This is a genomic window from Croceicoccus sp. (assembly GCF_983967925.1).
The window spans coordinates 16,721-38,809 of the sequence record NZ_CFETID010000005.1 but is presented as its reverse complement, the minus strand read 5'-3'; the positions used below and the strand labels follow the sequence as shown (position 1 = coordinate 38,809).

Here is a 22,089-nt window from a genome sequence, read left to right as displayed (position 1 = left end):
AAACCAAACTGCGTCTCAACCGATTGACTGCGGCTCGACTGTGCCTTTCTCGTTCTCGGATCCTAGGGCTTCGCTGTGCCGACGAAAGGGTAGGAAAAGATAATCCGCGACGGAGGTTGGCGGGCCGTGTTCATCAATACCGACATCGGGCCACTCATCGCGACGGGGAAAATGCGCAGTTCCGAATAGCTTGTCCCAAACTAGCGTGAGCGAGCCGAAATTCCTGTCAAAGTGTTCCGGCTCTCGCGAGTGATGAATTCGATGGGTTCGAGGGTCTCCGATCAACCACGCGCCTCGTCCAAGTGAAATACTCGTGCTTGAATGAATGTATGTGCCTTGAAATAGGATGAAGAGCGTAGCGACCACAGCGCCATTCCATGCGATGAGGTGCGAAAGCGGCCCCAAGATGATGATGGCCTTGAAGATTTGCTCGGTAAAATGGCCATAACCGCACGGGACTGAAAGATGGCGGACGGAATGATGAACGGCATGGAAGCGCCATAGCAGCGGGTAAGTGTGCTGGGCGCGATGCACCCAATAATAAAAGAAATCATACAGGACTATAGCGACAAAAGCGGACGCCACGCTCCCAAGTACGGTTCTGGCGTCAAAAATGGGTTCAGGTCGGTAGTCGTAGTAGAACAGGACAGCTTGCAGGACTGCGAGAATATACGCCCCTGCCATCACCTGTATAAACATGAACCGGATGCCATCGAACCGCGCCCGCAAAGGGGCCTGCTCGCCCATTGGGCGCGCCAGTTCCATGGCAAAGACTATCGAGAAAATGCCGCATAGTAAGGCAAAGTGTATGGCCGTTGAGATCGCGATAGATGTCACCAAAGTCATTTGCCCACCATGGTTATGGCTTTCGTATAGTTGAGACGCCGATCCAGACCGCTGGTATCGTCTCAATCGGTTAATAAAACAATATCACAGCGGCGACCGTGGTTTGGCCACCGCCATTGTTGCGCGACTTCGCCCGACGCCGCTGTATTTCAACGGTAAAATCGATACAGTCTGCATATTGAGGGCGGTGCGCTATGCGGAGGGCTTCACGCCGCCGAGCGCGCCATTCCCGGTAGACCCTTTAACCTAGAGGCCCAATCGGCCAATATTGTCGCCGCCAATATCAGCGCTAACGTTGCGGGTATCGACAGCCCCATCCGCATGATTGGGTAATGCACGGCGTAAAGCGGATAGGAGTACCGGCCCATCAAGGACCCCCAGCGGGGCGCGTAAGTCATGCCGCCAAACATCGCCAGTGGGAATACGATAAGGACGATGAGCGGCGAAGTGACAACCGGCATGGCTGCGGCAATCGGCAACAGAGCCAGTGTGATCGCTGGATGAATGCGTAACGGTGGTGTGTCCCCGAAAGTCCGGTAAATCAGAATGCCGATGATGTAGGCCACGCCGACGCGCAGAAGACCTTCAGGCATACCGGCCCATGTGGAAGCTGCCCTTGCCCCATCAAGCAGGGTGATGGCCCATAGAGGCGCGATTGCGAGTAGCAGAACAGAGAGGCGCAGATTGCTCAGTCTGCACAGGATGAGTGCATGAACGATGTTCGCGACTATCTCGCAGAACAGCGACCAGGCGGGCGCATTGAACGGGAACAGCCTGCCGTTAATTGGGCTGGGCAGGAACAGCAGCGCTAGAAATAGCATCGGTGAAGGACCGACGATCAGCAGCCCCAGAGCGGTTCCTACCGCAAGCGGTGCCCACAATCTTTTGCCCCTGAGAAGCGCGAAGGCTGCGGTGCTGGGCATCCGGTGTTCATAGGTTCGGGCCATGACGAAGCCGGAAAGCATAAAGAAGAAATCGACGGCTAGACCGGCTCCGGGAATATAGCCGGTACCAAGAACGTACACTTTTAAGTGCGACACGAAGACCATCAGGGCGGCTATGCCGCGCAGTGCATCAAGTCCCGTAATTCTGGCCATGCGCCAGCGTCTAGCGCCGCGGGATGAAAATCAAGTAAAAGCCCTGCATGCTCTCCATCATCGGATTCGCGCTGCTTTCCATTGGCTCGATATGGGCCGCAACGACGTATAATCATGTCGCCCGCTGGATAGGCGGCGCAATCGCAGCATTCGGGCTGTTCATCGCCTTTTACTAAGAACGAAAACTGAGGTCGCCATGAAATACCCTGCAGGTGCGGGCTGATGCCGCTTGCCGAATTCGATGCCAATGACTGGTCCGACATCATGCGCTGGTGGTCCTTCGTGGGCGCGGCGCAGGCTCTTCCGGCGATCGGCAAGGGTGTCACCATCGTGCGTGGCAAGATCCGCAGCGGTCGCCGGACGGTAGTGCTGCCCCTCATCACACTGGTCTATGCCGGTTCGGCGCTGATGGGCTTCCTGACCTTCGTGCTGATCGCGGGCAGCATCATTCCGTTCACCTCACGGATCTCGGGCTTCGGGCTCGACCACTGGTTGTTTGAAAGCGTGATGGCGGTGGCCTGGTCGCTGGGCGCGGGCGGGGCGTGGCTGGCGGCGGTCGCGTTCTCGCGCGCACGCAAGATGCGGATGATCGCGGCGGGGTGCTGGTTTGCCGCCGTCTGCCTCGTCGCGACCGCGACCGCCTGATATGGTGCCGGGAGGGAGCGAAGCGGCGGCGAAGTACGGGCTGGCCATGATCATAGCCGTTTCGGGCGCCATCGACCCGCTGGCGGCGGCGATCGCGTTCGGCATGGTGACGGGCTGGGCCACACTGGCCGCGGTGAAATACGACGAAGGCCAGTCCTGGGCCGAGATCCGAAAGGCGATGATCGTGGCGCTGATGGTCGGCGGTGCGGGCGCGCTGTTCGCGATCTTCATTGTGCGGGCTCTGCGGGCCGATCCGCTGGGCGCAGCGCTGATTTCCTGCGCGATCGCGTTCGGCGGGGTGCGGATGATCAAGCGGCTGCTGGGCGGCACGATGAAGATGCTGCTGTGGCTGTTCGACCAACTCGCCCCTCTGGTCGGGAAGATCGCGGACAAGCGGCAGGCGCAGGCGATTGAGATGGCGCGTCGCGGATCCGAGGAGCGCCGGCGGATGGCCGGGAACGTTGCGGGCGAGGACCGCGAGCAATTGCAGCAGATGGCCGAGCAGATCGACGATCCTCCGCCGTCGCCGAACCGAGACTGAAGCCTTCGCCCGCCGCCGTGCGGGCTTTTTTATGGGAAACGCAGATGACGATTGACGATATGATCGAGCGTACCATCGGTCACGAGGGGCGCTACTCGAACCACGCTGACGATACCGGCGGCGAGACCATGTTCGGCATCACGAAGGCGGTCGCCCGGGCCAACGGTTATGGTGGCCCCATGGGTCAGCTGACCCGCGACCACGCGAAGGCGATCTATCGGAGGCAATATGCTGACAAGCCGGGCTTCTCGTCGGTGGCGCGGGTTTCTCCAGCGATCGGAGCGGAGTTGTTCGACACTGGCGTCAACATGGGCCCGGCCTATCCCGCGCTGTGGCTGCAGCAGTGCCTCAATGCGCTGAACAGCGGCGGCACGCATTACGCGGACATCAGGGAAGACGGCGACATCGGCCCTGCCACGCTGGCGGCGTTGCGCGCCTTTCTCGGCCGCCGGGGCGACGCGGGCGAGCGGGTGCTGCTGAAGGCGCTGAACTGCCTGCAGGGTGCGCGCTATATCGACCTGGCGCAGCGGCGCAGCGCAAACGAGAGCTTTCTGTATGGCTGGATCGCCAATCGGGTGGCGCTGTGATCGAGCGGATCAAATCCGCCTTCGGTAGCCTTTCCGGCATCAAGGCGCGCACGATCGCCGGTGCAGGCATCTTTCTGCTGAGCATGACGGTGCTGGTCATGATCTACACGAAGCCAGAACTGGCGCGCGACGATCTGTTCAAGACGCTTGCGCAGGCGATTATCGTCCAGGGACTAGTAGGCTTGGCGATGGCATTCTGGTTCACGGACAAGGATCGTGACCGGCATGGCCCTGAACAGGTCGAGGTGACAAACGATCCCAGCCATCCGGTGCCGGTCGTAGACGACGAGCCGTGACGCTCTGGTGCCTGAAGTGCGGTGAGCCATTCGATCCGAACGAGACGATCTGCCTGGGCAGGTGGACGCTGGGGCCGGACTGGGCAACGATCGATGGGCAGCGTCTCGCCATTTCGGCAGGTGAAGCAAAGGTTCTGTACGCCGTCGCACAAGGCAAGGGACGCCCTGTCAGGCGCAGTTTCATCGCAGAATTCGCCACCGACAATGAACCGGACTGGCCGCTGAATGGGCTGGCCGTTCGCACCCATCATCTGCGCGCCAAGCTCGGCGCTGCCTACCCGATCGCGATGCGCAGGCGCGTGGGCCTGAGCTGGTGCGACCCACTATTCGGCACAGAGCCGGGAACGCCGCATGGTGCGGTTCTTGAAGAAGGGAAGTGAGTATGGATTTCAAGGCTATCAACCCGCTTGCCTGGACGGGCCTGCGGAAGTTCCTGTTGATCCTGGCGGCGGTCTTCGTCGCGTTCGGGATCCTGACGGGCGCGGCGGTCTATCTGGTTTCGGGTGCGATCTGTATTGCGGCGCTGCTGGTGTGGGAATGGCGCGCGCAGCGCAGGCTGGCTTCCGCCGTGCCCGGCGTTCAGACCTTCGCCGCCATGTCGACGAAGCCTCAGACCGACACGGTGGTCGAGCAGCTGATCATGGTGCTGGCGGTGATCGCCGCGGTGCTGGGCAAGGAGATCCCCGAGGCCACAATCCAGTATGTCGCGCAGGCGATCGGGATCGGCATCGCGCTGATCACCGGCGGGCGCGACCTGTGGAAGACGCTGAAGCTGGCATGGGCGAGTTTCCGCGCGTGACGGGGCTGCCAAGATGGGCAGGGGCGGCGGTTGCGATCGCCGCCCTGATCGCCCTTGGCTTCTGGCTGTCGGCCGCTCTGTCCGGAGGCAAGCGCGCCGGGGTCGAGGCCGAGCTGAACGCTGGCCGTGCGGATGCCGGAATCGCCAGCGGTCAGGACGCGGCGAACACTGTCGGCGCGGCCGGCGGGCGCGAGCGCGCCATCGATCAACAGACGAGGGATAACGAACATGCGATCCGAAATGCGCCGGGGGCCGATGCTCCTGTCGATGCTGGCGTTCACGGTGTCGGGCTTGACCGGCTGTGCCGGAGGGCCGCCTATCGCGGCGACCCGCGCTGCCTGCAGCAGCCTCCTTCCTAACGAGTGGCGGAGCGGTGTCCCCGGCGCCCCGCTGCCGGAAGGTAACACCGTCGGTGACTGGATCGCCTTTGGCGACGCGCAGACGGCGCAGCTCGACAAGGCGAACGGGCGCACCGCCGACGCGATCGGTATCGTGGGGCGCTGCGAGGCGCGTGATAGGGCGGCGGTGGAAACTGTCCGGCCGAAGTTCCTAGGGCTGTTCTGAAGCTTGAATTTGTTCCTCATCCGTTCCAGCAGGAGGCATGGGCCGGACAAAACTCGATTCGATCAATGAATTCGCGCGTCACGGGTACAAGGTGCGTGTCAGCTGCAGCTGCGGACGGAAGGTCGATTGGTCGCCGTTCGAGATGATCGTCATGTTGCAGAAACGACGACTGCCTTACGATGTCGAGAGGCTGGAGCCGAAGTTGCGCTGCGGCTTTTGTGGTGCGCGGGGTGCGAAGATCAGCGCCGCCATGCCGGAAATTATCAGCAACGTGCGTTAAGCGAGCGCTGCCCACGCCATGCCTAGGAAGCCGCCAACGAGGAGAATGGCGCCAATTGCATTCACAGCGTCTTGCTTGCTGCGGTACGCCTTGGGCAGATCGAAGGCTATAGCGAGATAACCCCCAATTATGAAGGCGAGCAAACTCAAGATAAATAATGGGCTGATCATGGAAGCAATCTCAAGCCAGCGTCAGAAATGCCACGATCTGCTCGATCGACCAGGCAAGGAAGACCAGCGTTGATAGCAGCAGGGCGGCGAATTCCAGCTTCAGCTTCATGCCATTGCTCAAAGGATGAGCCGCCCTGTTCGGGGTGAGCAGGGCGGCTCCTTGACCAGGAAAAGCTTTTCCTGCGGAGCGTCTCGCATCGACCATCCGGCAGGTCAAGGTCGATCGATGTCCGAAAAGGCTCGTTCTGCCGATAGCCGCTCGTAAATCATTGAGAAGTGGCCATGTTAGTCCGAATTAGGAGACTTACATGGAAATCATCGGTGCCGCGCCTACGCCTGATCAGTTGCTGATGGACCTCAATCTTCCAGAGGAAACTCCGTTTATCGGATGGTCTGTCCAATGCCCTGACAACGGCACCTTCTACATGGGGACTGATGAGACCAGAGGGTCAGCTTTGCGGATATTTACCGAGCGACCAGACGAGGCGAAGCCGCTTGGAAGTGCTGTCGATGCTGGTCGAATTGCAGCGGATCTGAATTGTGCCGCACTCATCGTCGCTCTCTTCGATTTTGGCAAGGACATTGGCGTCGTACCGATCGGTGGCAACCAGTTCTCGGAATTCGCTCAGTCGAACGCGCGGTAAAACTGCGGTAAAACTCGCGCAAGAGGCGGCGTTGTTCATGTGCCGTTCTCAAGCTGCGGCATTTAAAAAACGCGGGTTTCTGCGCTTCTCCGCCGACGCCGTTTCAATGGCATTGTAGTGGTCGGGAAGAGCAGAATTACCGCAGACCTTGGAAGGCGTCCGGCGGAGCATCTCTGCCGCACGGGCAAGGTTACTTCTTCCCGCTCGCAAGTTTGGCCTGCGCGATTGCGAGCCGGGTCTTGGCTGCCGTGGCATCGCTTCCGTGGCGTTGCTTAATTTCTATCGTCGATGTTGCCGAGCGAATTTCGTTTTCCAGCCTACTTCTGTCGCGTGAGGTGAGGGCAGACTTCATCTCAATCTTGGCAGCCTGGGCTTGTGCATTGGCGGCGCAAATTTGAGCCTGAGCTGCAGCGGACTGCATCTCTGCTGCCTCGGCTGCTGCTGCTTGAGCGCGGGCTGCGTTCAAAGCTTCCAGTCGTTCTGCGGCAGCCAGGTACTCGGCATGTACCTGTGGATCGGCTGCCAGTCGATCTTTGGCCTCAGCGATCAGGCGCCATTTCTCCTGCATGTAGTAGTGCATCAGCGGCGCTATCACGACAATAAGCATCCCCGCCGCGAACATCGCCAGCACTTTGAAAGCATCATCTGCGTTGTGTTCCGAAGCCGTTATCAGCGAAAGTGCAATAAGAGCGGCGCCAATGGTGGCCCAGGTATAGAGCGAACTCTTGCGCGTGAAGCTCGTGCCGAATTCGCCAGCGCTCCACCCCTCGGTGATTTCGAGAATATCGAGCCTTGCGGCTTTGTCCTGCGCTGCTTTTGTCATCAGCGTCTTAATGAAGTTCACACGCATATCCCTAGCCTGAGTAGGCCGTGATCATCCGCCGAAGTCATGTAGAATCGGTAAATGTTGAGGGAACGGGACCGGGCAGAATTGCTAGTCTTTCGTTCTCGTCAATTGAGACTACTCCTAGCCAGCGGCGTCTGGTGCTGCCTTATCTTTCTGATGCGTTTCGGAACTCTTGCCCATACGAACCCGTCGATCCGAAACCTGGAGGCGTTCGGTAAAATAGTAGAGGCCCAGGAGCGTGGTGATCGCGATGTGAGCTAGCCAACCGCCGACGAATGCTGCGCCGGTATTCTCAACGATAGCCAATAGCGATTCGGAGAGCCAAGCCTTTGCAATCGCAGCGAGGAGCGTCGACAATACAGAAACCCCCAAAAGCGCGAATGATGAAAAAGCTAGGTATCCGAACAGGAAGGCAAGGAATCGTCGCCGACTTAGCACCTCGCCTTTGAGGCGCGGCGGGTTCTGACCACCCACCGGCGCTTTCAGAACGTCACTGCGGTCTGAGGTGACTAAGGTGAGCGCGGCGACAAAGAAGCCTCCTACGATCGCCAGCAGCGGTTCCAAAGCATTAAGTAGCCCAGCACCTCCGAAGACCAACCCCCGTGCGGGCGATGCTACTGCCACCGCTGCGAGGCAAATTCCGCCAATTCCCGGAAACACCAGGTTATATCTGACCCACCATCCGTGCCGGATCGTCAGATACCGTAGGGGGGAGAGGAGAGGGCTCAATATCCACCTGTGGTGTGCGGACTCAAATCAAGTCGATCATCGCATGGATCATATCGTCTCGGATATCTTCCACACAATCGATCATTTCGCTCTGCAGCGTTATGAAATGACGTCTTGCGAAGAGCGTTTCCCCGATGTCTTTGTTCCGGAGATCGATCTTCGCTCGATTGTAGGATCCTTGAGCCGAGCCCACAAGTGACGTCTCATCAGGACCGGGCTTCCAGCGAACATATATTTGATCGTAGCCTTGATCTCGAGCCCAAGGTTTGATTTTGCCGAGAACTTCGGCTGCGCGAGTTGCAGCGTCTTTGTGAACCTTCAACCTCATCTCGCGTCTTCGAACGTCGATCACATCCGGAGGGTCGAACTCACCCTGGGGAACAGACGCTTGGATCAAAACTAGTTCGGCAATTTCAGCTGCTTCGATCTCCTGCTTCAGACGATCCGACCGCACGGCGAACATGCCAAAGCTCGGCTGCGCGACAACCTCATTGCCGTCTGCATCCTCGACCATGTATCCCTTCTCGCTGAAGATGCGACGGATGATCCGTTGAAGATGAGGCTTGACCCGGCTCTGTCCGAGACCGATTGAAACTTCGAGAAGTGCCCTGAAGCGGTTCGAATTGTCGATTGGGTTCAGCGCCAGAAGCATATGAGCAGAAACTGCTCTGCCTTCGCCCTCTTCCTTGTCAAAAGTCCTGATCTTCCTAGTCTGCATGTGGCGATTTGCCGCAACCGAAGCGTTGGGATCAGTCAGATCGAACAGCATCGCCAGAGCCTTGCCGCCATCCGGCAGCTTTACGACCTTGGCATCAGACAGTCCGATCTGGAGGCGCCCAGCATCGATCAGTTTGACGCAGATACCTGATTTAGCATCGTCCACGATCTGTTCGGCTAAATCTTCGATATCTCCGAAGCGGCCCTGCGGTGTCGTGTTCAGGTGGACGGTAAACTGAACGACTTCTCGCTCGTTGTTTGGCGTCATGCTCCCCCCGGGGCAGGATTACTGTAGGTCCATAGTCGATGAGGGGGATCATGCGAACGGTCCTAGAGAGTCGAGTCTTGCTAAAGAGTTTTCGACGGTTCTGTTCCGCACTTCTCTTATAAGTTATTGATTTATCGTGCTCACGAAAATTGGCGTTCCGCAAAGTTCGGCAACAAAATCAGCGCTGAAGGCGGGTTTTTGGTACCGGCATGCGCAGGTTCGAATCCTGCCGCCCCAGCCATTTTCCCGATCTATCGAAACCCGCGCGCCGCTCCCCTTTGCTGACGGTAGGATCGTGCCCCGATGGTCGGAGGTCGCCACCGTGAATTCGGCCAGCCGGATCGCTCGGGGCATGATTGCGCGCGCACTGGCGATAGGATGCGGGCGTCGATTGGGCCTATCCCGAAATGGGGCCACCCACTTGCGGACGTCGTTCATTGGCGTCGGATAGAGCGGCGGGAGCCCGGCGGCCCGGCCAGACCCTATTCCGCCGTCAAATCCGGTGGCAGCGGCTGCCCCCGATCAATTCCCTTGCGCGGACAGAAGGGCCGGCGTTTCCGGAAACGCCCGCCGCGAGCAAGATCGCGGCGGGCAGGCTCGATCCATTCCGGCAGCGCGCCTTGACCCTTCTGTCCGTGCGACATCGGCGGCCCCTTCCGGACGGGAGAGAGGGAGCGGATTGCCCGGCAGGCAGCCGCCGACGACGGGCCGGGCAGGGCCGCATGGCCACGCCCGGCCGGGTTCGGATCAGTCGAAGGTAAACCGCACGCCCAGCGCGAATGTACGGTCGAGCAGCAGCGAATTGGTGTTGAACTGCTCGGGATTACCCGCGTCTGCGTATTTGTAGTATTCCTGCTGCCTCGACTTGGTCAGGTTCACCGCGTCGAAGGTCAGCGCGACATCCTGCGTCACGTCCCAGGTCAGCTGGAAGTCCAGGCTGTCCTCGGGCCGGCGCCACATGCCGATCGGGTTGGCGAAGGCCCGCGCCTCGTTGAAGCGCAGGAAGCCGTCGCGCCATACATAGGACAGGCGCGCACCGATCGGACCGCGGTCATAGGCCAGCGTCGCGTTGTACGAGAACTTGGACACGTTGAAGAACTGCGACTCGGTCTCGGTCAGATTGCCGTCGACATCGGTGTCGGGGATCGTCTGCTCGGAATCGAGATAGGTGACGCTGCCCTGGAAACCCAGACCGTCGAGAAGACCCGGCAGATAGTCGGGGAAATAGGTCAGCCCCAGTTCCAGACCCTGCAGCCAGCCGTCCGATGCGTTCGACGGGCGGGTGATCTGGAAGAAATCGGTCGCGGTGTCGCCAACGATCGGATTGTCGGGAATGAATTCCAGCTGCGTCAGCGGAACGACCAGCCCGTCGATCTCGCGGCGGAAGGCGGTGAGGGTGATCGCGCTGCTGCGATCGAAATACCATTCCAGCGCAAGGTCGAAGTTCTTGGACTCGGTGGCCCTCAGCTCGGGATTGCCCGCGCTGCCCGTGCCGAAGCCGAGGCGCGAGAGATCGCCCACCAGCGCGACATTGGGGTTGAGATCGCCGAATGCCGGGCGGCGCAGCGTTTCGCCATAGTTGAAGCGCAGGCGCACGTCGGGCGTGACTTCATACCGCAGGGTAAAGCTGGGCAGCACCTTCATCTGGTTCGTCGAGACATTGCTCTCGGCGAAATTGTTGAGACGGTCGAAGTAGTTGTAGTCGGTGTCGATCGCGACAAGCCGCGCACCGCCCTGAACCAGCAGCGGACGACCAAAGATGTCGACCTCGCCATCGGCCAGAAGATAGGCCGACATGGTCACTTCGTTGATGTCGAACACCCGGTCGAACGTCAGCTGGTCCGACAGAAGGATATTGGGATTGTTCGGCTGATAGAGCTGGCGGATCGCATCGCGGTTTTCATAGATCGCGGGACCGTCGGCCAGCACCCAGCTGGTCGGCACATCGGCCTTGCCGTCATAGAAGCCCTTGTTGGTGAACTGGTACTGCTCGCCCAGCTCGGCCAGGCTGATGCCCAGACCGCCCGCGCCCTGTTCGCGCACAAATGTGCTGGTGTCGCGGTCGTCGAAGCGGAAGCCCGCCTTGACGCGGCGGAAGAAGCCTTCGTCGAACTCGTAGTAACCGTCGAGCATGAAGGTCCATGCGCTGCCTTCGGCCCGGTTCGCATTGTCGAACAGGTCGCGCACGAACCAGCGCGAGGGATCGGTGTGCAGATCGGGATCGCTGAAGCTGTAGGAAGGAATGCCGCCGCCAGCGTTGAAATCGACGTCGATGTCCTGCCTGAAACCGGCGTGATCGGTGCGAACCGCGATGAACGAGGTTTCGTTGGTGCTGTCCTGATAGGCAAGATCGGCGGTGATCTGGCCGTGATTGCCCAGATCCCACGCGCCGTTTACCGCATAGACATAGCTGTCGGTCTTGGCGGTGCCATAGTCGCCGCTGTTGAAGCCATAGACATCGCCGACCTGGCGCGACTTGATGATATTGGTGCCTTCATACAGCTCGAACGTCTCGGCAGGGTTCGGACCCAGCGCGTTCCACCAGTCGGCGAAATTGAAGAACAGCGAGTTGAACGTGTTGCCGCGGAAGCCGGTGTAATAGAACTCGGCCGTATAGACCGAGCTGCCGTTCGGCGCCCATTGCAGCGCCGCGTTGACCGAAGGACGCTCACGCTCGCCATAGAGGTCCGAGCTGATGACCGCGTCACGCGACAGGTAATAGGGAACCTCGACCCCGCCATCGGGCCCATAGTTGAAGGTTGAGCCGGGGGCGGTGGGAAGCCCTGCGTTCAGCCCCGGCGTCCAGCTGGCGAATTCGGGGTTGTTACTGGGGAAGATGCGCTCAAGCGGCAACAGGTTCGAACCCTCGGGCGGGTTCTCGGTCGCGAAGGGCACCATCGCGCCCGCCTGCACGTTCATGTTGCGATATTTGTACTTGGTGTAGCTGCCGTTCACCAGCACGCCGATTTCGCCGATGTCGGTGTCCCACGTATCGCTGACCAGCAGCGCGACGTTCGGATTGAACTCGTCCGCCAGCTCGCTGTAGATGCCGCGGGCGAGGCCCGACACGGTGAACCCGTCGAAGTCGAACGGGCGGCGCGTCTGCACGTCGATCTGTCCGGCAAGTCCGAATTCGAGCTGGTCCGCCGAACGCGTCTTGTAGACGTCGATCTGCCTGACGAGGTTGGCCGAAATATCCTGCAGCGCGAACGAGGTGCCGCCCGCGGTAAAGATGTTGCGCCCGTTCCAGGTGGTAACCGGATCGGGCAGGCCGCGAATGGTGATGAAGGCGGTCTCGCCGCCGGCACGGTCGGTGACCTGGATACCGGTCACGCGCTGCAGCGCCTCGACCACGTTGTTGTCCGGCAATTTGCCGACATCCTCGGCCACGACCGAGTCGACGATCTGCACGGATTCGCGACGCACATCCAGCGCGCCGATGATCGACGCCTTGACGCCCGTGACCACGATCACGTCATCGGCGGGCGGCCCGCTGGTGTCGCCGGCCTGCGAGTCAGTTGTCGGCAAGTCGCCGGGCGCGGCGTCTTGCGCATGGACGATACCCGCGAAGCCCAGAGCGAAAACGGATGCGGTACACAATGCGATTGGCTTGAGCGCCATGACACTACCCTCCCATCGAGGCTGGTCGATACCATGCCTCTTTCTAACCTGATGGGTCCTGTTATTTGTCGGAGTTATAACATGCAAGAGGAAATTTTGGCGCGCGGTGTCAAAACTGCCGTCGCTGTTGCAATACTGCGACGGCCGTCCCGATTTGTCCGTATAACCCGCACGTTTCAGCCAATCTTGCCCATGATGTTACCGCTATCACGAATACACAGACCTGATGGCGCCACCCGGGTAATTGTCTGAGTTTACGCCAGTCAGCCCAGCGTCCAGACCGTGTTACCGCTATCAATGGCGGCAAGCGCGATGCCGCTGCCGCTACGGGCCAGTGCCTGACCCGGAAAGGCGAGGGATTCGATCCGCACCGTCCCCTCGACCGGTCCGGGCACATGGCGGAACATGTCGCTGCCCGCGCGCGCTGCCGTGCCGATCGAAACGACTCCGTTTTCGCCGACAAAAAGGTGCTGGTCGCGCAGCAGGATGGGCGACAGGCGGATCGCGTCACCCTGTTCAGGCCACGCGCGAAATTGCGTATTGGGCAGCGGCGCATCGCCCGTCATCAGGGACTGGCCCTGATGCGCCAGGAAGGTCCATTCGCGGTCCGGCACGCCATAGCGGTCGGGCAGGGGGCCATTGCCGACCGGCACGCCGAAATCCGGATTGCCCTCGCGGTCGTAATAGAGGCGCTGGACCCGCGTGTGACGGTCGGGATTGAACAGCGGATCGCCCTCGATCTCCTTGTAGTCGCGCCCATGATAGACCAGCATGTCATGGCCGTTCTCATCCACGGTAAAGCTGTTGTGACCGGGGCCATAGACGCTGGTCGCCACGCTGGTCTGGAACACCGGCTGCTGCGACTTGGTCCATGCGCCCGGGTCCATGATGTTCGCATCGGCATCGGCCGTCAGCAGGCCCAGCACATAGCGGTCGTCGGTCGCGCTGGCCGAATAGGTCATGAAGATCTTGCCGTTGCGCTGCAGGATCGCCTGCGCCTCGTTCACCTTGAAGCCGCGGATCTCCCAGTCCAGCTCGGGCACCGAAAGCCGCGCGGGCGCTGCCGCCAGCGTCAGCGGCGAGGCCATCGGCGCGATATAGATGTTGGAATTGGTCTCGATCCCCGGCTCGCGCTGCGCCCATGCGAAATAGCGTGTGCCGTTGTGATAGAAGATCGTGGAATCGAGGTTGAAGCTGTCCCACGGCCCCTTGAACTCGCCCAGCACCGACCAGTTGCCGCTCATCGGATCGCTGCCGTCGCAGACCACGGCATAGGTGCGGATACGGAACACGTCCTCGCCGCCGCCGCTGGGGCCCGCCGCGAAATAGACGATCCAGCGGCCATCGACCAGATGCAGCTCCGGCGCCCAGAGGAAGCCCGACATCGGCCCGGTGTCCTGATGGCGCCACAACACGCGCTCCTCGGCATCGGTCAGCCCGGCGATGGTGCGCGCGCGTCGCAGCACCAGCCGGTCGTATTCGGGCACCGATCCGGTCATGTAGTAGAAACCGTCGTCGTGCCGGAAGATCTGCGCATCGGCGCGGTTCTTGATCAGCGGATTGACGATCCGCTTGTCCGGGTCCGCCCCCGTCGAAGCCGCCGAGCGCATCGGCCCCGCATTCGTGCAGGCAATCGGGACAAGCGCGGCGCTGGCGGCAAAGGCCCTGCGCGAAAGTTTGAACGACATGAAACCTCTCCGGTCTTGTTAGTGATCAGTATTCGGCGACGGGCCAGCCGTCCTCGCCCCAGCGGATCGGCGCGATGCGCAGCTTGGGCGCGCCATCGGCATCCTTGTCATAGGCGTGATAGACGACATAGCTGGTGCCATCCTCGTCGGTGAAGAAGCCTGCGTGGCCGGGGCCGCGAAAGCGCTCCTTCTCCTGCAGATCGGCGCGCAGGAAGATCGTGCCGCCGCCCATCATCGCCTCGGTCCCGTCCTTGCCGCGATAGGGCCCGGTGACGTTCCGCGACCGCGCGACCACGGTGTAATAGGTGCTGTTCACGCCCTTGCAGCAATAGTCGAACGAGTTGAGCATGTAGTACCAGCCGTCGTGCCGGAAAATGAAAGGCGCCTCGATCGGGTTAGGGCCGCCTTCGACACCCAGCCTGCGCGCGATGGAATAGGGCTCCGCCCCCGGTTCCGGCTTGCCGGTTTCGGGGTTCAGCGGAAACAGCTTGATCCCCGACCAGAAACTGCCCAGCGCCAGCCAGTGGCGCCCTTCGGCATCGACGATCAGATTGGGGTCGATCGCATTGAAATCGCTGTTCTTCGTGGACATGACGACCATGCCCTGATCCTCCCAGCGATAATCCTTCGCATCAGGGTCCAGCGTCTTGTTGGTCGCAAGGCCGATGGCCGACCGGTTCGATCCGAAGGTGCTGATGGAATAATACAGCCGGTACTCGCCATCGACAAAGGCGATGTCGGGCGCCCAGATGCCCTCGGTCCCCGGAACGGCCTCTTTCGCCCACGCCGGGATCTCCTCGAACACCGCACCCGCATTGGTCCAGTGTTCCAGATCGGGCGAGGTCTTGATCCCGATATAGCGGCCGACCGTGGTGAAGACGTAATAGGTATCGTCCTCGCGGATGATGACCGGGTCGTGGGTGATGAGATCGCCCGACAGCCTGTCGTTCAGCGTGGTGCCCGCCGCATCGTCCTGCGCCGCGGCAGGCGCCGTCAGCGCCAGAGCCGAGAGCGCGAGCAGGGGGGTGATTTTCGAAAGCACAGACATCAGGATCCTTCCACTGCATTCCACGCTTCGACCAGCGCGCGTGCCTTGGCGGCAACGGCGGAGGCATCGTCGCCGGGGCGATAGAGGCTGCCGCCAGCGCCGATCCCGAACACGCCCGCGGCGCGATATTCCGCAATATTGGCCGCGCCAACACCGCCCACGGCCCACAGGCGCACATCGGCAGGCAGCACTTCGCCGACCGCCTTTACGTAATGGCTGCCCAGCACCGAACCGGGAAAGATCTTGAGATCCCGTGCACCTGCGCCGACTGCCGCGAAAGCCTCTGTCGGGGTGAGAAATCCGGGCAGCAGGTCGAGGCCTAGTTCCCTGGCCCGCGCGATGACGTCGGGATCGATATTGGGCGACACCATGAAGCTGCCGCCCGCCGCCGCCAGCGCTTCGGCCATGGGTTTGGCGACGACCGTGCCCCCGCCGATGGCAGCCTGTTCGCCGACCGCATCGACCATGGCGGCAATCGAACCGGCCGGATCGGGCGAATTGAACGGCACCTCGATCAGGCGAATACCGGCAGAGACCAGCGCCTCGGCAATTTCGGCGGATTCGTCGGTCCTTATGCCGCGCAGGATCGCGACGATCGGCGGCGCTCCTGCATCCAGTGCGTCCTGCAGCCTCATGCGATCTGTTCTCCCTGAGCGGCACGGCGCGCCAGTTCCAGCCCCGCGATCACCGCAGCTTCGGCGTCCACGCGCTGCACCGCACGGCCCATCGCCGCCAGCGCTCGTTCGTAAAGCGACACCAGCGCGGCCTCTCCAATTAGCGTGACCACCGTGTCCTGCGGCGACAGCGCGGACATTTCCGAACCGATCAACACCCCCGACAGATAGCCGCGCGACCACGCCTGCGACCTGCCATCGACCATGCGCGCGGCCCGCGCCTCGAACAGTGCAGCAGGCACCGGATCGGCCCGCCGGGCAAGCCCCCGCTCGAACCCCTCGTCGAATTCGCCGCTGCCGCCATCGACAGGCCCGGCCAATGTCGATTGCTCAGACAGAAGCGCGAACAATTCCCCGGTCGGCCATGTCGAAAAGCCGGTGATGTCGCCATCCTTCAGCCGCACCCATTTGCAATGCGTGCCGGGCAGCGCGATCAGATGCTCGCCCTCCGCCAGCTCAGGATGCAGGGCCGTTGCGCCGAAAACCTGCGTTTCCTCGCCCCGCATGACGTCGGGAACGCCGTCTGCGCCCCGATGGCTCAGTCCCGGCAGAACGGCGACGGGCAGGCCTGCCACGGTCAACATCGACCGCGATTGCAGCCACGACCCGCGACCGGCGGGGCAGGGGGCATAACCGGCCTCGACCAGCGCGCCCTTTGCCCCCGCCATGCCGCACAGGATGACCCCGCCTTCCAGCGAGCCCTCCTGCAGCCATTGCTCCAGCAATCCGGTTAGCACGGCTGCCGGGGGGTCGGCCAACCCCCCGATCCCCGGTCCCTGAAGCCGCGCCGTCACGGCTCCACCGCGCATGCGGTAGAGCCGCAGACGGCTGGTGCCCCAGTCGCCGAGGACATGGTCCCCGCTCATTGCAGTTCGAGGACGACGACCGACTTGGCAGGCAGCGTGACCGACAGCTTGCCGTTCCGGATCCGCGCCGCGCTGAAGCTTGCAGGCTTCACCGCTTCCGGATTGTCGAAGCTGTTGTGCGAATTGATCGCGGGCGCGGTCAGGATCCGGCCCGTGACGCGCGACGCATCCAGCCCGTCCAGATCGATGGTCACGCTGTTCGCTTCGTCGGGATCGGCATTCGACAGGCCCACGTGAACCTTGCCGTCCCTGGCCCGAACCGCCGAACCGCTGACCGCCGGAAGCGAAAACTCGCCATGGCTATAGGTCGGCGTGTCGATTGCGATGGGAAGCACGGTGGCGTCCTGCCACGGCTTGTACATCTCGAACACGTGATAGGTGGGCGTCAGCACCATCTGGTCGCCCTCGGTAAAGATCATCGCCTGCAGCACGTTCACCATCTGTGCGATGGCCGACATGCGCACCCGGTCGGCATGCTTGGCAAAAATGTCGAGGTTGATCGCCGCGATCAGCGCGTCGCGCATCGTGTTCTGCTGCCGCAGAAAGCCCGGATGCGTGCCGGGATCCTGCGCATACCACGCGCCCCATTCGTCCACGGCAAGGAACAGGCGCTTTTCCGGATCGTGCTTGTCCATCGCGGCGCTGTGGCCGGCAATGAACTCGTCCATGCGCCAGGTGGCCGCCAGCGTATCGGCCCAGCCGGTCTCGTCGAAATTGACGGGGTCTGCCTTGGGCGGCCAGCCGCCTTCGGGCAGGGTGTAGTAATGCAGCGACAAGCCGTCGAGCATATTGCCCGCGACCCGCACCATGGTCTCGGTCCAGTTGTAATCGTCGTTATTGGCGCCCGCGGCAATCTTCAGGATCTTGGTATCGGCGGGGGCCTTGATGAAGGTCGCATAGCGGCGCGTGACGTCGGCGGCATATTCGGGCCGCATGTTGCCCCCGCAACCCCACAGCTCGTTACCGATGCCGAAATAGGGCACGTCCCAGGGTTCGGGATGGCCGTTCTCGGCGCGCAGATCGGCCAGCGTTCCGGCAGGGGCGGTCATGTATTCGACCCATTCCGCCATTTCCTGCGGCGTGCCGTTGCCGACATTGCCCGCGACATAGGCCTCCGCGCCGACCTGCCGGACAAGCTCGAAGAATTCATGCGTGCCGACTTCGTTGGGCTCGGTCACGCCGCCCCAATGGGTGTTGACCTTGACCGGACGCTCGTTTTGCGGGCCGATGCCCTCGCGCCAGTGATATTCGTCGGCAAAGCAGCCGCCCGGCCAGCGGATCACCGGCACTGACAGATCGCGCAGCGCGCCGACCACGTCGTTGCGAAACCCGTTGGTGTTGGGGATCTCGCTATCCTTGCCGACCCACAGGCCGCCATAGATGCCCGTGCCCAGATGCTCGGCGAACTGGGTGAACATCGCCTTGTCATAGACGGGCCCTTCGGCATCGGCATCGATGCTGGCGGTGGTCGGCTGTCCATTGGTATCGGCCAGCGCAGGGGCCGACAGCGCCGTCGCACCAAGAAGCATGGCGGCGGCGGTATTGCGAATGGTCTTGATCATTGTTCTGTCCCCTCCCGGCGGATCAGTCGTGGAACGGTTCGACAATCTGCCGGTGGCCGCGCAGGAACGCGTCGGCGACAAGGCGGAACGGGTCGATATCGACATCGCTGCGCCCGCCGCGGATCAGATTGGCGAAACGTGAATAGAGGCCCGGATATTCCAGGTCCTCGTTATGCTCGGTACCCGAAGGCAGGGTCAGCACGGCCCCGCCTTGCGACAGCTTCAGCGTGCCCGCATCGGTCTCGACCACGATGTCCCAGCTTTGCGGCCCGGTCTGCCGCCAGTCGAGATCCATGTGGATCGGCGCGCCGGCGGTATCGCTGAACTGGATATCGGCCGCGATGGGCGCCGCGCGATTTTCAGGGATGCACAGCGCCGCGCTCTTCATGAAGACGGGGCGCGGCATGATATGGGTCAGGATCGACAGCGCGTTGATGCCGGGATCGAACACGCCAAGACCGCCCGGCTCCCAGATCCAGTCCTGTCCGGGATGCCAGACGCGCACGTCCTCTCGCCAGACGATGGACACCTTCTGCACCGTGCGGTCCGACAGCCATGCGCGGGCCGGGGCCACGCCCGCGGCAAAACGCGAATGCCACGATGCGAACAGCGTGACCCCTACCTTGTCGGCGCGGTCGCGCAGGGCGACGACTTCGGACAAGGTCGCACCCGGCGGTTTTTCGAGGAAGACGTGAACCCCGCGCTTCAGCGCCTGAACTGCAAGATCATAACGAACCTGCGGCGGGGTGCAGAGCGCGACCGCGTCGATCGCGGGCCCTTTTTCCAGCAATTCGTCAAGGCTGGCGTGATGCGCAATCCCCTCCGGCCCCTTGTGGTTCGGACTGACCGTTGCGGCCAGGCTGAAGGCGGGTGAGCCGTCGATGGCGGGGATATGCTGGTCGCGGGCGATCTTGCCGATGCCGACAAGCGCGATACGGATCGGTTCCATGGCCCTTACAGCACCTTGACCTTGACCGCGCGCTCGCTGGCGCGGGTCAGGCGGTTGGACACGGGCAGCGCGAAGGGCGCGGCCGAGATCTCGAACACGTCGCCTTCCTTCGTCTCGATCCCGTCGCTGAACGACAGCGTGGCCGTGCCGAAGAAATGGACGTGAATGTCGCCGGGGCGGCAGAACAGATCATATTTGAAATGATGATGTTCCAGATTGCCAAGGCTGTGCGACATATTGGTTTCGCCCGACAGGAACGGCATTTCCCAGATCGTCTTACCATCGCGCAGGATCCGGCTGGTCCCCTCGACATGGCTGGGCGGCGTGCCCAGCAGCAGCTCGGGTCCAAGCGCGGCCTGCCGCAACTTCGAATGCGCAAGCCACAGATAATTATGCCGCTCGGTCACGTGGTCGCTGAACTCGTTCGCCAGCGCGACGCCAAGGCGGTAGGGCGTGCCGTCATCGCCGACGATATAGATGCCCGCCAGCTCCGGCTCCTCGCCGCCGTCCTGCGCGAAGGACGGCATGGTGAGTGGTTGATCCGGCCCGACCAGCTGCGACCCGTCACCCTTGTAGAACCATTCCGGCTGCTGCCCCACCGCGCCATCGGACGGCTTGCCGCCTTCCAGCCCTTCCAGGAACATGCGCATCGAATCGGTGACGTTCTCGCCCGCGGCGGCGGCCTTGTGCATCTTGTCGCGCCCTTCGGCGGAACCCAGATGCGTCAGCCCCGTGCCGGTCATCAGCAAATGGGCCGGATCCTCGTGGTCGATCGGGGCCAGCAGCCTTCCGGCGGCCAGTTCGGCGGCGATATCGACCGAAGCGCCCATGCCGCAGGCGCGCGCCGCGGCCTCCAGCGTGTCGCCCGCTGCGATGGCGCGCAGCGCCAGTTCGCGGACCGAGCCGACGCCTTCAAGGAAATGGGCCGTGTCGTCCTCTGCAAGGATGACAGAGCGCGAACCGTCGGCCGCGCGGTGCTGAAGCAGGCGAAGAAAGGGCATTGCAGTCGTACTCTCCCTGTCACGGCGCGCCCCTTGTTGCCGGGGCGCGCCGCGAGGATGGTGGTCTTGTCAGCCGACGGTCAGCTTGCCGTCGATCAGGCGCGGTATGCCGTCACCCTTGGCTTCGTCGCGCAGTTCGGGCGGCAGAAGCGAGGCGGCGAGGTTCTGATAGCTGACCGGACGCAGGAACCGGTCGATGGCAAGGCTGCCGACCGACGTGGTCCGCGGGTCGGTGGTCGAGGGGAAGGGACCGCCATGCACCATCGCGTGGCAGACCTCGACACCCGTGGGCCAGCCATTGGCAAGGATGCGTCCGACGCGGCGTTCCAGCACGGGCATCAGGCGCGCGGCCATCGGCTCGTCCGCCTCGTCCATGTGCAGCGTCGCGGTCAGCTGTCCTTCCAGCGCCTCCAGCACGGATTTCAGTTCCGCCTCGTCCTTGCAGCGAACGATGACCGAGGACGAACCGAACACTTCATGCGCGATCGCCGGTTCGGCCAGGAACTTCTCGGCCGAGGTCTGGAACAACGCGGTGCCGCCGGTGGTGACGCTGCCTTCCTCGCCCTTGGCCAGCGTGTCGACGCCGGGCAGGCCCGACAGCACTTCCAAGCCCTTGGCATAGGCCGCGGCGATGCCCTTGGTGAGCATGGTCTGCGGCTTGGCTTCGGACACGCCGCCGCTCGCCGCAGTGATGAATTCCTCGATCCCGTCGCCTTCGATGGCAAGGACAAGGCCCGGATTGGTGCAGAACTGGCCCGCGCCCATGGTTAGCGAACCGACGAAAGCCGTGCCCAGGTCCGATCCGCGCGCCTTGAGGGCCGAGGGCATCAGGATGACGGGATTGATGCTCGACATCTCGGCATAGACCGGGATCGGCACCGGACGTTCCTGCGCCAGCTTGGCCAGCGCAAGGCCGCCTGCGCGCGAACCGGTGAAGCCCACCGCCATGATGCGCGGATCCTTCACAAGCGCGGCGCCCAGCTCGTTCGAGGGGCCCATCAGATGCTGGAACACGCCTTCGGGCAGGCCGCTGGCGGCAACCGCCTTGGCGATGGCGCTGGCGACAAGACCGCCAGTTTCGGGGTGCGCCGGATGGCCCTTCACGACGACCGGGCAACCGGCCGCAAGCGCCGAAGCGGTGTCACCGCCCGCGGTGGAGAAGGCGAGCGGGAAGTTGGACGCGCCGAAGATCGCCACCGGACCGACCGGGATCATGCGCAGGCGCAGATCGGGGCGGGGCAGGGGCGCACGGTCGGGCATGGCGGGATCGATGCGGATCTGTTCCCACTGACCCTTGCGCACGACATCGGCGAACATCTTCATCTGTCCGCAGGTGCGGCCACGCTCGCCTTCGGCGCGTCCGCGCGGCAGGCCGCTTTCGCGGGTATAGGCATCGATCAGCGCATCGCCGAGACCCATGATCTCGTCGGCGATTCGCTCAAGGAAAGCGGCGCGTTCCTCGTTGCTGGTCGCGCGATAGCTATCGAATGCGGCATCGGCTGCGGCGCAGGCGGCCGCGACATCGTCGGGTCCATGGACGGTGAGGGGGTCGCCATGGGCTTCGCCGGTTTCGGCGATCACGGAGCGAAATTCGTTCATTGGTATCTCCCTATTTACTCCGACATATTACGGGCGCACGTTAAACGCAAT

The 22,089-nt window shown here is 62.4% G+C and carries 24 protein-coding genes; 10 read left to right on the top strand and 14 right to left on the bottom strand.

Annotated elements, in window-relative coordinates; all coding sequences use genetic code 11:
• Positions 1-15: 15 nt before the first annotated feature.
• Positions 16-846: a sterol desaturase family protein gene (locus AC4FIJ_RS04525; protein WP_490335531.1), complete on the bottom strand. Its 831-nt coding sequence runs from the start codon at positions 844-846 to the stop codon at positions 16-18.
• Positions 847-1,052: 206 nt separating this feature from the next.
• Entirely contained in the window at positions 1,053-1,943 is an 891-nt protein-coding gene (locus tag AC4FIJ_RS04520; protein ID WP_490335530.1) for an acyltransferase family protein, read from the bottom strand.
• Between the two features lie 47 nt (positions 1,944-1,990).
• Between AC4FIJ_RS04520 and AC4FIJ_RS04515 the strand changes: the two genes are divergently transcribed.
• From AC4FIJ_RS04515 to AC4FIJ_RS04470, 10 genes are all read left to right on the top strand, one after another.
• Positions 1,991-2,119: a hypothetical protein gene (locus AC4FIJ_RS04515; RefSeq protein WP_490335529.1), complete on the top strand. Its 129-nt coding sequence runs from the start codon at positions 1,991-1,993 to the stop codon at positions 2,117-2,119.
• Positions 2,120-2,165: 46 nt separating this feature from the next.
• Complete coding sequence (locus AC4FIJ_RS04510) at positions 2,166-2,588, top strand: hypothetical protein (protein WP_490335528.1); 423 nt, start codon at positions 2,166-2,168, stop codon at positions 2,586-2,588.
• 46 nt (positions 2,589-2,634) lie between these two features.
• On the top strand, positions 2,635-3,129 hold the full coding sequence (locus tag AC4FIJ_RS04505; protein ID WP_490335527.1) for a hypothetical protein: 495 nt from the start codon (positions 2,635-2,637) through the stop codon (positions 3,127-3,129).
• Between the two features lie 44 nt (positions 3,130-3,173).
• Positions 3,174-3,716 (top strand): glycoside hydrolase family 108 protein, encoded by a 543-nt coding sequence (locus AC4FIJ_RS04500; RefSeq protein ID WP_490335526.1) that lies wholly within the window; start codon positions 3,174-3,176, stop codon positions 3,714-3,716.
• Positions 3,713-4,012 (top strand): hypothetical protein, encoded by a 300-nt coding sequence (locus tag AC4FIJ_RS04495; RefSeq protein ID WP_490335525.1) that lies wholly within the window; start codon positions 3,713-3,715, stop codon positions 4,010-4,012. Before AC4FIJ_RS04500 ends, AC4FIJ_RS04495 begins: the two co-directional genes overlap by 4 nt.
• Positions 4,009-4,392, top strand: a complete 384-nt coding sequence (locus AC4FIJ_RS04490) for a hypothetical protein (protein WP_490335524.1) — start codon at positions 4,009-4,011, stop codon at positions 4,390-4,392. Before AC4FIJ_RS04495 ends, AC4FIJ_RS04490 begins: the two co-directional genes overlap by 4 nt.
• 2 nt (positions 4,393-4,394) lie before the next feature.
• A complete protein-coding gene (locus tag AC4FIJ_RS04485) occupies positions 4,395-4,811 on the top strand; it encodes a hypothetical protein (RefSeq protein ID WP_490335523.1) in 417 nt (138 codons plus the stop codon).
• Positions 4,790-5,170 (top strand): hypothetical protein, encoded by a 381-nt coding sequence (locus AC4FIJ_RS04480; protein ID WP_490335522.1) that lies wholly within the window; start codon positions 4,790-4,792, stop codon positions 5,168-5,170. Before AC4FIJ_RS04485 ends, AC4FIJ_RS04480 begins: the two co-directional genes overlap by 22 nt.
• A gap of 242 nt (positions 5,171-5,412) precedes the next feature.
• A complete protein-coding gene (locus AC4FIJ_RS04475) occupies positions 5,413-5,655 on the top strand; it encodes a hypothetical protein (RefSeq protein WP_490335521.1) in 243 nt (80 codons plus the stop codon).
• A 478-nt stretch (positions 5,656-6,133) separates the two neighbouring features.
• Positions 6,134-6,469, top strand: coding sequence for a hypothetical protein (locus AC4FIJ_RS04470; RefSeq protein WP_490335520.1), 336 nt, complete (start codon positions 6,134-6,136; stop codon positions 6,467-6,469).
• Positions 6,470-6,659: 190 nt separating this feature from the next.
• Here AC4FIJ_RS04470 and AC4FIJ_RS04465 read toward each other — a convergent pair whose 3' ends face one another.
• The 12 genes from AC4FIJ_RS04465 to AC4FIJ_RS04410 form a co-directional block, all read right to left on the bottom strand.
• The gene (locus tag AC4FIJ_RS04465) at positions 6,660-7,319 is read right to left on the bottom strand and encodes a hypothetical protein (protein ID WP_490335519.1); all 660 of its coding nucleotides are present in this window, start codon (positions 7,317-7,319) and stop codon (positions 6,660-6,662) included.
• A gap of 117 nt (positions 7,320-7,436) precedes the next feature.
• Entirely contained in the window at positions 7,437-7,880 is a 444-nt protein-coding gene (locus tag AC4FIJ_RS04460) for a hypothetical protein (RefSeq protein ID WP_490335518.1), read from the bottom strand.
• A 187-nt stretch (positions 7,881-8,067) separates the two neighbouring features.
• Positions 8,068-9,030, bottom strand: a complete 963-nt coding sequence (locus AC4FIJ_RS04455; protein ID WP_490335517.1) for a hypothetical protein — start codon at positions 9,028-9,030, stop codon at positions 8,068-8,070.
• 747 nt (positions 9,031-9,777) lie between these two features.
• Positions 9,778-12,651 (bottom strand): TonB-dependent receptor, encoded by a 2,874-nt coding sequence (locus AC4FIJ_RS04450; protein ID WP_490335516.1) that lies wholly within the window; start codon positions 12,649-12,651, stop codon positions 9,778-9,780.
• Positions 12,652-12,914: 263 nt separating this feature from the next.
• A complete protein-coding gene (locus tag AC4FIJ_RS04445; RefSeq protein ID WP_490335515.1) occupies positions 12,915-14,339 on the bottom strand; it encodes a glycoside hydrolase family 43 protein in 1,425 nt (474 codons plus the stop codon).
• A 25-nt stretch (positions 14,340-14,364) separates the two neighbouring features.
• Complete coding sequence (locus AC4FIJ_RS04440) at positions 14,365-15,387, bottom strand: arabinan endo-1,5-alpha-L-arabinosidase (protein WP_490335514.1); 1,023 nt, start codon at positions 15,385-15,387, stop codon at positions 14,365-14,367.
• Positions 15,387-16,022 (bottom strand): 2-dehydro-3-deoxy-6-phosphogalactonate aldolase, encoded by a 636-nt coding sequence (locus AC4FIJ_RS04435; protein ID WP_490335513.1) that lies wholly within the window; start codon positions 16,020-16,022, stop codon positions 15,387-15,389. The genes AC4FIJ_RS04440 and AC4FIJ_RS04435 overlap by 1 nt, the downstream gene beginning before the upstream one ends.
• A complete protein-coding gene (locus AC4FIJ_RS04430) occupies positions 16,019-16,927 on the bottom strand; it encodes a 2-dehydro-3-deoxygalactonokinase (RefSeq protein ID WP_490335512.1) in 909 nt (302 codons plus the stop codon). Before AC4FIJ_RS04430 ends, AC4FIJ_RS04435 begins: the two co-directional genes overlap by 4 nt.
• Complete coding sequence (locus AC4FIJ_RS04425) at positions 16,924-18,489, bottom strand: alpha-N-arabinofuranosidase (protein ID WP_490335511.1); 1,566 nt, start codon at positions 18,487-18,489, stop codon at positions 16,924-16,926. The genes AC4FIJ_RS04430 and AC4FIJ_RS04425 overlap by 4 nt, the downstream gene beginning before the upstream one ends.
• Before the next feature lie 22 nt (positions 18,490-18,511).
• A complete protein-coding gene (locus tag AC4FIJ_RS04420; protein WP_490335510.1) occupies positions 18,512-19,438 on the bottom strand; it encodes a Gfo/Idh/MocA family protein in 927 nt (308 codons plus the stop codon).
• Between the two features lie 5 nt (positions 19,439-19,443).
• Positions 19,444-20,439 carry an AraD1 family protein gene (gene araD1, locus AC4FIJ_RS04415; RefSeq protein WP_490335509.1) on the bottom strand — a complete coding sequence of 332 codons (996 nt, stop codon included), beginning with the start codon at positions 20,437-20,439 and terminating at the stop codon, positions 19,444-19,446.
• A 69-nt stretch (positions 20,440-20,508) separates the two neighbouring features.
• Positions 20,509-22,038, bottom strand: coding sequence for an aldehyde dehydrogenase (NADP(+)) (locus tag AC4FIJ_RS04410; protein WP_490335508.1), 1,530 nt, complete (start codon positions 22,036-22,038; stop codon positions 20,509-20,511).
• Positions 22,039-22,089: the final 51 nt, after the last annotated feature.